General features: G+C 62.9%; 9 protein-coding genes. 4 read left to right on the top strand and 5 right to left on the bottom strand.

Annotation, left to right across the window (positions count from 1 at the left end; all coding sequences use genetic code 11):
- Positions 1-77: 77 nt before the first annotated feature.
- From fusA to rpsL, 3 genes are all read right to left on the bottom strand, one after another.
- On the bottom strand, positions 78-2,171 hold the full coding sequence (gene fusA / locus RKP46_RS00675) for an elongation factor G (protein WP_311104847.1): 2,094 nt from the start codon (positions 2,169-2,171) through the stop codon (positions 78-80).
- Positions 2,172-2,246: 75 nt separating this feature from the next.
- The gene (gene rpsG, locus RKP46_RS00670; protein ID WP_311104846.1) at positions 2,247-2,717 is read right to left on the bottom strand and encodes a 30S ribosomal protein S7; all 471 of its coding nucleotides are present in this window, start codon (positions 2,715-2,717) and stop codon (positions 2,247-2,249) included.
- Positions 2,718-2,822: 105 nt separating this feature from the next.
- Positions 2,823-3,200: a 30S ribosomal protein S12 gene (rpsL, locus tag RKP46_RS00665; RefSeq protein WP_287652050.1), complete on the bottom strand. Its 378-nt coding sequence runs from the start codon at positions 3,198-3,200 to the stop codon at positions 2,823-2,825.
- Positions 3,201-3,763: 563 nt separating this feature from the next.
- On the opposite strand from rpsL, the gene RKP46_RS00660 reads away from it, so the two are divergent.
- The 4 genes from RKP46_RS00660 to aroG all read left to right on the top strand — a co-directional run bounded on the left by RKP46_RS00660 (position 3,764) and on the right by aroG (position 9,810).
- A complete protein-coding gene (locus RKP46_RS00660; RefSeq protein WP_311104845.1) occupies positions 3,764-4,861 on the top strand; it encodes a two-component system response regulator in 1,098 nt (365 codons plus the stop codon).
- Positions 4,862-4,904: 43 nt separating this feature from the next.
- A complete protein-coding gene (locus tag RKP46_RS00655) occupies positions 4,905-5,732 on the top strand; it encodes a substrate-binding domain-containing protein (protein WP_311104844.1) in 828 nt (275 codons plus the stop codon).
- Positions 5,729-8,563, top strand: a complete 2,835-nt coding sequence (locus RKP46_RS00650; RefSeq protein ID WP_311104843.1) for an ATP-binding protein — start codon at positions 5,729-5,731, stop codon at positions 8,561-8,563. Before RKP46_RS00655 ends, RKP46_RS00650 begins: the two co-directional genes overlap by 4 nt.
- 167 nt (positions 8,564-8,730) lie before the next feature.
- Positions 8,731-9,810 carry a 3-deoxy-7-phosphoheptulonate synthase AroG gene (gene aroG, locus RKP46_RS00645; RefSeq protein WP_311104842.1) on the top strand — a complete coding sequence of 360 codons (1,080 nt, stop codon included), beginning with the start codon at positions 8,731-8,733 and terminating at the stop codon, positions 9,808-9,810.
- Between the two features lie 198 nt (positions 9,811-10,008).
- Here the strand turns inward: aroG and rpmG are convergent, their stop codons facing one another.
- Both rpmG and RKP46_RS00635 read right to left on the bottom strand, forming a co-directional pair.
- Positions 10,009-10,164 (bottom strand): 50S ribosomal protein L33, encoded by a 156-nt coding sequence (gene rpmG / locus RKP46_RS00640; RefSeq protein ID WP_311104841.1) that lies wholly within the window; start codon positions 10,162-10,164, stop codon positions 10,009-10,011.
- Positions 10,165-10,178: 14 nt separating this feature from the next.
- A partial coding sequence (locus tag RKP46_RS00635; protein ID WP_311104848.1) for a bL28 family ribosomal protein occupies positions 10,179-10,331 on the bottom strand: 153 nt, incomplete at its 5' end.

The raw sequence follows: 10,331 nt of genomic DNA, 5'->3' as shown, positions 1-10,331 counted from the left end.
AATCGTGCCCACATTCACGTGCGGCTTCGTACGTTCGAATTTTCCCTTGGCCATTTAGCGTTTCCTCACTAACAATCCTATTTCTTGTTGATCACCGCTTCAGCGACGTTCTTCGGTGCCTCGGCATAATGCTTGAATTCCATCGAATACGTGGCGCGCCCTTGGGACAAGGAACGCAGCGTCGTCGCGTAACCAAACATCTCGGCAAGCGGCACCTCGGCCTTGATCGCCTTCATGTTGCCGGGCAGGTCTTCCATTCCCTGGACCATGCCACGGCGGCTGGACAGATCGCCCATGACGTTGCCCATGTAGTCCTCCGGAGTCTCGACCTCGACTGCCATCATCGGTTCGAGCAGCGTCGGGGAGGCGCGTCGCATGCCCTCCTTGAAGGCGATCGCGGCGGCCATCCGGAAAGCATTCTCGTTCGAGTCCACGTCGTGGTACGAACCCTCGAAGAGGGTGAACTTGACATCGACCACCGGGAAGCCAGCCAGAACACCACTGGTGATGGCATCCTGCAAGCCCTTGTCGACCGCCGGGATGTATTCACGCGGCACCGTTCCGCCCTTGATTGCATCGACGAATTCGTAGCCCTTGCCGGCCTCGTTGGGTTCGATCTTCAGCCAGACGTGCCCATACTGGCCGCGTCCGCCCGATTGCTTGACGAACTTTCCTTCTTGCTCGACAGCCTTCTTGATGCATTCGCGGTAGGCAACCTGCGGCGCGCCAACGTTGGCGTCTACACCGAACTCGCGCTTCAGGCGGTCGACGATGATTTCCAGGTGCAGTTCCCCCATGCCGGAAATGATCGTCTGACCCGACTCTTCATCGGTACGCACGCGGAAAGACGGGTCCTCCTGTGCCAGCCGACCGAGCGCGACGCTCATTTTCTCCTGGTCCTGCTTGGTCTTCGGCTCGACTGCGACGTGTATCACCGGCTCCGGGAAGATCATCCGTTCGAGCGTAATCGTTGCTGCCGGATCGCACAGCGTTTCGCCGGTGGTCACTTCCTTCAGGCCGACGCAGGCGGCAATATCGCCAGCCAGGACCTCCTTGATTTCCTCACGGTTATTGGCGTGCATCTGGAGGAGGCGACCGATCCGCTCGCGCTTGCCCTTGGTCGGGTTGTACACCGTGTCGCCCGACTTGAGCGCACCGGAATAGACGCGGATGAACGTGAGCTGGCCAACGTAGGGATCGGTCATCAGCTTGAAAGCGAGCGCCGAGAACTTGGCGTCGTCGGCCGCTTCACGCGTCGTCGAGCTTCCGTCATCCTTTTCGCCAACGACCGGCGGAATGTCTACTGGTGAAGGCAGGAGGTCGATCACCGCATCGAGCATCCGCTGCACGCCCTTGTTCTTGAACGCCGTGCCACACAAGGCGGGCTGAATCTCGCAGGCGATTGTCCGCCGGCGCAGGCCTTCGATGATTTCGGCTTCGCTCAGATCACCTTCCTCGAGGTACTTGTCCATCAACTCTTCGCTCGATTCGGCCGCCGCCTCGACCATCTTGCCGCGCCACTCGTCGGCCTCGGCACGCAGTTGGGCCGGCACCTCACGATAGTCGAACTTCATCCCAAGCGAGGCTTCGTCCCAATAGATGGCCTTCATCTTGATCAGATCGACGACGCCTTCGAAGCGCTCTTCCCGCCCGATCGGGATGACGATCGGCACTGGGTTCGCCTTCAGACGGAGCTTCATCTGCTCGACGACCTTGAAGAAATCGGCCCCCTGACGGTCCATCTTGTTGACGAAGGCAAGCCGCGGAACCTTGTACTTGGTCGCTTGCCGCCAGACCGTTTCAGACTGCGGCTGAACCCCGCCGACGGCGCAGTAGATCATGCACGCGCCGTCCAGAACGCGCATCGAGCGCTCGACTTCGATCGTGAAGTCGACGTGCCCGGGCGTATCGATGATGTTGATTCTGTGCTCGGGACGGTCGAGCTGCATGCCCTTCCAGAAGCAGGTCGTCGCCGCCGAGGTGATCGTGATCCCACGCTCCTGCTCTTGCGCCATCCAGTCCATCGTCGCCGCACCGTCGTGGACTTCACCAATCTTGTGGTTGATCCCGGTGTAGAAGAGGATACGCTCAGTTGCCGTGGTCTTGCCGGCATCAATGTGCGCGCTGATACCGATGTTCCGGTAACGCTCAATAGGGGTTTTGCGTGCCACAGTATAAGCCTTGAATGATAAAGAACGATCAACGGCAGCCGTAGAGGCGCCGCGAGTGATGCCTTATGGTCCGCCTTAGAACCGGAAGTGTGCGAACGCCTTGTTGGCTTCGGCCATGCGATGGACCTCGTCGCGCTTCTTCACCGCGCCACCGCGACTTTCCGACGCGTCCAGCATCTCGGCCGCCAAGCGCTGCCCCATCGACTTTTCGGAACGCTTGCGTGCCGACTCGCGCAGCCAGCGCATCGCCAACGCCATGCGGCGGCTTGGCCGGACTTCGACAGGCACCTGGTAGTTGGCGCCACCGACACGGCGACTCTTGACCTCGACCAAGGGCTTGATGTTGCCAAGCGCGAGGCCGAACACCTCGAGCGGATCCTTGCCGCTCTTGCTGACGATCTGGTCGAAGGCGCCATAGACGATCCGTTCGGCAACGGATTTCTTGCCGCTTTTCATGATCGTATTGACGAACTTCGAAACGTCGACGCTACCGAACTTCGGGTCCGGCAGAATATCGCGTTTGGGCACTTCACGGCGACGTGGCATAAGAACCTCTCTCAATTACATTTCAATCGAAGGGGAACGCGCACGCCCCCCTCCCGGCCACGCGTTGAGCGCGGCCTTCGCGCAAACAGCCGCTAAAACAGTGACTCAAGCCGCCTTCGGGCGCTTGGTACCGTACTTCGAACGACCTTGCTTGCGTTTCTTCACGCCCTGAGTATCCAGGGAGCCGCGCACCGTGTGGTAACGAACGCCCGGCAAATCCTTGACACGACCACCACGGATCAGGACCACCGAGTGCTCCTGCAGATTGTGGCCTTCGCCGCCAATATACGAGATCACCTCGAAGCCATTCGTCAAACGCACCTTGCACACCTTGCGCAGAGCCGAGTTCGGCTTCTTCGGCGTGGTCGTGTAGACGCGGGTACACACGCCACGTTTCTGCGGACAATTGCCCAGGGCCGGCACTTTGCTCTTGCTGCGTACCGCTTCCCGAGGTTTGCGCACGAGCTGGTTAATAGTTGGCATTCTTCCACCCCAATTTTCGATGCAGCCACCGGCAGAACACTAAAGCGGCACCTGCAGGAGACCAGCGCAGCCAACAGACCACCCTGGCAGTAGACATGATCCGCGTCCGCGCGCGACAACCCGGCGACCGCGACAAAGACCGGAGATTCTATGTGCTCTGCGGCCGCAAGTCAAGCAATGGCTTTCATCGTGTCATTGGCAGCGCAATCGAAAGCGCGGGCGACGCCCAGGCGAGCTGGTGGCCGCAGGCACTCTGCAGCGGAAATCCGAGGCGAGACGATGCAAGTGGGCATGAGGCACCTCGCGCTCTAAGAAGTCGTTGGAAATGGAGGGGAGCCAGGCAAACTGAGAGGTAAGCGGCACATGCTCTGGCGCTGCGTGCTTGCCGTGCCAGAGAGATGGACAGAAGGGGAACAACCAACAGCGGCCCGAACGTGCTCGCGCTGCTCCATTCCCTGCCGGACTCCCACTGGCGCACAGCGACCTGTCGTCAATTGCACCAGCGGCAAAATGGCGCAATAATTCATTGACGAGCGCCTCGCGCTCCGCTTACTGGGAGCCTGATGGCAACAATCCTCATCGTCGATGACACGCCCGAGAACCTGGCGGTTCTGAGCGGCGTGCTGAGCCCGCAGCACCGCGTACGGGCGGTCAACTCGGGGCGCCGGGCGTTGCAGGTGGCCAACAGCCGGCCGCCACCCGACCTTATCCTGCTTGATGTCATGATGCCCGAGATGGATGGCTACGGCGTTCTCGCCGAACTGCACGCCAACCCGGCCACCGCCGACATCCCGGTCATCTTCGTCACGGCCCTGGAAAGCAGCGACGACGAGGAGCGCGGTCTGACCCTGGGCGCCGTCGATTACATCACCAAGCCGATCAGGCCGGCGATCGTCGTCGCCCGCGTGCGAACGCAGCTCGAACTGAAGGCAGCCCGCGACCTGCTGCAAGACCGCAACCGCGGACTGGAGGCCGAAGTCGCCCGGCGCATGGCGGAAAACCTGCGCATCCAGGACGTCAGTATTCATGCGCTGGCGCGCCTGGCCGAGGTGCGCGACCCGGAAACCGGCAACCATCTGCGCCGCACGCAGGCCTACGTGCATACATTGGCCCAGCAACTGAGCACTCACCCGCGCTTTGCCGCCTTTCTGACGCCGCCCAATATCGAGGTCCTGGTCAAGTCTGCTCCGCTGCACGACATCGGCAAGGTCGGTATTCCGGACAGCATTCTCCTCAAGCCCGGCAAGTTAACTGCCGATGAATGGGAGATCATGAAAACGCATTGTCGCCTCGGCTATCTGGCGATCGAGCAGGCGGAACTGGACGCCGAGCGGCCGGTCGCCTTCCTCGCCATGGCCAAGGAAATCACCCATCATCATCACGAGCGCTGGGACGGCTCAGGCTACCCGGACGGGCTGGCCGGCGACGCCATTCCGATCTCCGCCCGCTTGATGGCGCTTGCCGACGTTTTCGACGCGCTGATCGTTCAGCGCAGCTACAAGAAACCCTTTCCGGTCGAGGAAGCGCTACGGATCATTCGTGACGGGCAAGGCAGCCACTTCGACCCGGATGTCGTTGACGCTTTCTTTGCCCGAGTCGACGAGTTCCTCCGCATCGCCGCCGCCTACGCCGATGCCGAAAGTGGCGCGGCGACCGACTGACCCACCCGCGCAAACCCCTATTCTGACCCCACGGGAGACCACGATGAATCCGAATCGCAAGCACTGGTGGCTGCTCGTTCTTCTCCTCGACTTGCTCGCTGCAGCACCGACCAGCCTCGCGCAGACGCTTTCGGTGGGCGGCACGGGCTCCTCCGAACCGATCATTCGCGTGCTCTTCGAAGAATTCCGCAAGGACGTCCCGGGCGCGACGCTGAACCAGTTGTCGCCACCGCTCGGTTCCGGTGGCGCGCTCAAGGCGCTGGCCGCCAAGCGGATCAGCCTGGCGGTCATTGGTCGGCCCGTCAAAGCGGAGGAGGCCAAGCTCGTTGGACAAAGCTTCCTGCTGGCGGAAACTCCGTTCGTCCTTGCCTCGCGTGACACGCGGCAGAAAGAGGGCTTCACACTCGATCAACTGGCGCGCATCTTCACTGGCGAGACGACCACCTGGCGCGACGGTTCGCCGATCAGGCTGATTCTGCGGCCCAGGTTTGAAAGCGACTCGGCGCTGCTCAAGAACATGTCTCCGGCGATGGAGAAGGCGGTAGACGCGGCTACCCAACGGCCCGGTATGGTCACTGCCGACAACGATCTCGAAGCCGTGAAACTGATCAACGAAACGCCCGGCTCGCTGGGTTCGACCACCCTCGGCCTGCTCACGACAAGCAAGGCGCGCGCCGTTCCCCTGGCGATCAACAGCGTCGCGCCCAGCTTGGCGACGCTGAAGAACGGATCGTATCCCTGGCGCAAGCCGCTGGTCGTTGCCCTGCCGCCGGAGCCGGACGCGCTCGCCGAACGCTTCGCCGTCTTCCTGCGCAGCAGCAAGGCGCGCAGCATCCTGCAACGCCAGGACTACCTGCCAGCGGCTCCATGAAGGCTCCGGCTCACCAGCCACTGGTAGCGCTGCTCACCCGCCTGACCGGCGTTCTGGCGCTCGCCGTTGCGTTGCTGCCCAACGTCGCCTACCTGTTGCACGTACGCGCCAGCGCCGTCCGTCAGATCGACGAGGCGCTGCGCGTCCAGGCGCGCGTTCTCGAGGAGTTCATCGCCATACAGCCCGAGCAATGGGACCTCGTCTCCGACCGCATGCACAGCCTGCTCGAACGCCATCTGGCAGCCGAAACGCGTTATCACGTCTTCAACGCCGCCGGCGAAATGCTCATCGAATCGCCCCCGCTCGACGCCCCGACGCTCAGCCGCAGCCGTCCGCTGCACGCCTTTGGCGAACCGGTCGGCCGCCTCACTTTCGAAAAACAGATCCGCAGCGAGTTGATCGGCGTACTACCGCTGTTCATCGGCAGCCTGCTGCTGGCCGGGCTGATCTGGTTTCCGCTGCGCCGGCTGCCGCTGCGCGCGCTGGCACGCGCCGACGAGGCGCTGCGCGTTCGCGATCAGTATCAACGCGCCCTGCTCGACAACTTTCCGTTTCTCGTCTGGCTGAAGGATACCGAAGGCCGCTTCCTGGCGGTCAACGCGCGCTTTGCCGATGCCTTCGGAAAGCCTTCGGTCGACTGGTTGCTCGGCAAGACTGACGAAGATGTCGTACCGCTCGAATTGGCCAGAGCGTACCGCGCCTCCGAGTTGGCCGTTCTTGCCGGCGGCCAGCCGCAGCGCAGCGAGGAACTGATCGAGATCGGCGGCGAGCGGCGCTGGTTCGAAACGTACCGCTCGCCGGTCACGCTGCGCGGAACGGTTGCTGGCACGGTCGGCTACGCAGTCGACATCACCGAGCGCCAGCGTGCCGCCGCCGAACTCGAGCAATACCGCCACCACCTGGAAGAACTCGTCGCCGAAAGGACCATCGAACTGGCCGCAGCCAAGGAGGCCGCGGAAGCTGCCAGCCGCGCGAAAAGCACCTTCCTGGCCAACATGAGCCACGAGATCAGAACGCCGATGAACGCGATCATCGGCCTCACCCACCTGCTGCAGGCCGAGGTCACACCGCCCAGGCAGCGCGCCCATCTGGCCAAGGTGAGCGATGCCGCGCAGCACCTGCTCGGCATCATCAACGACATCCTCGACTTCTCGAAGATCGAGGTCGGCCGGGTAAGCATAGACGAAAGCGACTTCTCGCTGCGCCGTGTCATCGACCACACGCTGAGCATGCTCGGCGAACGCAGCAAGGCGAAGGGGCTGCACCTGGTCCCCGAGATCGACCCAGCGATTCCTCAGCTTCTGCGCGGCGATCCCTTGCGCCTTGGACAAGTCCTGCTCAATTTCGTCGCCAACGCGATCAAGTTCTCGGAACGCGGACAGATCACGATCCGCGCCCGGCTGACCGAACAGCGCGCGACGACATTCTGCCTGCGCCTGGAAGTCGAGGACCAGGGAATCGGCCTCACGCCGGCGCAGCAGGAGCGCCTTTTCCAGGCCTTTTCGCAGGCCGACGAATCGACCACGCGCCGGTTCGGCGGCACCGGTCTTGGCCTGGCCATCTGCAAGCGGCTGGTCACGATGATGGGCGGCGAGATCGGCGTCGATAGCCGACCCGAGGTTGGCAGCACTTTCTGGGTGACGGTCGCCCTCGGCCAGGCGCTCGGTGACGGTCAGGCCCCGGCGCTCGACGCGCCCGTGCCAGCGCCACCAGTATCGGCGGCGGAGCAGTTGCGTGCCTACGAGTTCCGTGGCAGGCACGTGCTGCTCGTCGAGGATGATCCGGTCAACCAGGAAGTGGCTGGCGAGTTGCTGCGTGCCGTCGGTTTGCAGGTCGATGTCGTCGGCGACGGCCACCAGGCGCTCTTGCGCCTGTGCACGGCTGAACAACCGATCGGCGACGACTACGCACTCGTCCTGATGGACATGCAGATGCCGGTCATGGATGGCCTCGAAGCGACCCGACTGATTCGCCAGTTGCCGGGCAGAGAGTCCTTGCCCATCGTCGCGATGACCGCCAATGCTTTCGCCGAAGATCGCCAGCGCTGCCTCGCGGCAGGAATGAACGACCATCTGGCGAAACCGGTGAATCCGAAAGCGCTGTACGCAGCGCTGTTGCGCTGGCTTCCGACATCCGCCACCAGCACCCCGGAGCTGCGCGAAGAGGCCGGCAGCGACGACGAAAGACTACCCGCCTCACCGCGCCTGGCGGCGATTGCCGGGCTGGACAGCGAAGGCGGCAAACGCATGGTCGGTGGCGATCCCGAGTTCTACTTGCGCCTGCTGCACATGTTTGCCGAGAACCACGGCAACGACGCGAGCCGGATACGCAGCCTGCTCGCAGCCGGCGACCTGACCGCTGCGCAGCGCATGGCGCACAGTCTGAAGGGAGTGGCCGCAACGATCGCCGCCGAAAAGCTGCGCGCGACATCGTTCGTCGCGGAAACGGCCCTGCACGACAAAGCGCCAAGCGAGCAGATAGAAGCAGCGATCAATGCGCTGGAAGCCGAGCTGCTGCCGCTCGTTTCAGCGATCCGCCAGCTCAACGACGACAATGCCGTGCCGGCCGCAGCCGAAGCAAAACACGGCGACCAGCAAAGAGTGCGCCAACTCATCGAAGAACTCGACCACCTGCTTGCCGAAGACGATACCCGGGCCATTGATCTGTGGTGCGATTCGGCAGCCGATCTCGCGCCGGCGCTTGGCCCCCTCGCCAGCCGGCTCGGCGAGGAGATCGGCAACTTCACGTTCGACAAGGCCTTGTCGACGCTGCGCCAAGCGCTGGCCGACGGGCGCTTTGCACTGCCCGCGGCAGCCCACGAAGCGACCTGAGCGAACTCGCGCGGACGCATCGGCGCACTCGCCGCAGGCTCGCCGCCACACTCCCGCCAACCTGCTTGGCATACCGATGACCGGCGTTGCAGTGCACCATCGGGGCGGCGTTTGCTTTAGAATCGCGCCCTCCACCAGCCGCCGGCGACCGTGCCAGAGAAGAGACGATGAGTCTGCAGAGCAAACCCAATACCGACGATGTGCGCATCCGGGAAATCAAGGAACTGGTCCCGCCAGCGCATGTCTTTCGTGAGTTTCCGGTGGGCGTGCGCGCTGCGCTGACCACCTACAACGCGCGCCAGAGCATCCATCGAATTCTGCATGGCGCCGACAACCGCCTGCTCGTCATCCTCGGTCCCTGCTCGATTCACGATGTCGATTCGGCGCTTGAATACGCCAGACGACTGACCACAGAAGCATCGCGCTTTGCTGACGACCTGTTGCTGGTGATGCGCGTCTATTTCGAAAAGCCGCGCACGACGGTCGGTTGGAAGGGTCTGATCAACGATCCGCGGCTCGACAACAGCTTCCGGATCAACGAAGGACTGCGCCTGGCACGCGGCTTGCTGCTTGAAATCAACGACCTCGGCCTGCCCTGCGCGACCGAGTTCCTGGATACGATTACGCCGCAGTACACGGCTGACCTGATCGCCTGGGGAGCGATCGGCGCCCGCACGACCGAATCGCAGGTCCATCGTGAACTGGCGTCCGGGCTGTCTTGCCCAGTCGGATTCAAGAACGGCACAGACGGCAACATCCGCATCGCCATCGATGCCATCCGCGCCGCCCAGTCGCCGCACCACTTTCTCTCGGTAACCAAGGCGGGCCATTCGGCAATCGTCTCGACTGCCGGCAACGAGGACTGCCACGTCATCCTGCGCGGTGGCGATCGGCCGAATTGCGACGCCGCCTCGGTCGACGCGGCCTGCCGGCAAATCGCCGGCGCCAGCTTGGCCGCACGCCTGATGATCGACTTCTCGCACGCCAACAGCAACAAGCGCTACAAGCAACAGATGGAGGTGGCAAAGGATGTGGCTGCGCAACTGGCCGCGGGTGACGAGCGGATCATCGGCGTGATGATCGAATCGCACCTGGTCGAAGGCCGGCAGGACCTGATTCCTGGGCAAACGCTCGAATACGGCAAGAGTGTCACCGATGCCTGCCTGGGCTGGGATGACTCGATAGCAGTTCTGGAAACGCTGGCGCGGGCCGTGCGTGCACGCCGCCTGGTCGGCGCGGCACAATAGGGCCGAGGATAGGATTCCGGAGCGCAAACGGAGAAAAAGAAGAGAAGGGGCCAGAGCGGCGCGCGGAGGAAATCGTCCCCCTTTTTTCCGCGCTCAAGCTGCTCTGGATCGCGGCTGTTCAGGCAGGGGCGTCCAGGCGAGCGCGCGCTGGCCGATCTCGCTGGCCGTTGCGCAACCCGCCTTGCACCCCCTCTCCTCCTACCTAAGCTTTATCTCTTTGTAGATGACGTGCTTGCGTGCCTTGGGATCGTATTTTCTGATCTCCATCTTGCCTGGCATCGTCTTCTTGTTTTTTGTCGTCGTGTAGAAGTGGCCGGTGCCTGCCGTGGACTCGAGCTTGATCTTGTCGCGCATGCTTGCTCTCCTGATCAGATCTCGCCGCGCGCGCGCAAATCGGCGAGCACGGCATCAATGCCATTCTTGTCAATCGTTCGCAATCCGGCGTTCGACACACGCAGGCGAACCCAGCGGTTTTCGCTCTCAATCCAGAAGCGTCGATACTGCAGATTGGGCAGGAAGCG

Source organism: Accumulibacter sp. (genome assembly GCF_031732815.1).
GTDB lineage: Bacteria > Pseudomonadota > Gammaproteobacteria > Burkholderiales > Rhodocyclaceae > Accumulibacter.
Note: the sequence above shows the minus strand (reverse complement) of the source record. Positions and strands in the feature narration are given on the sequence as shown.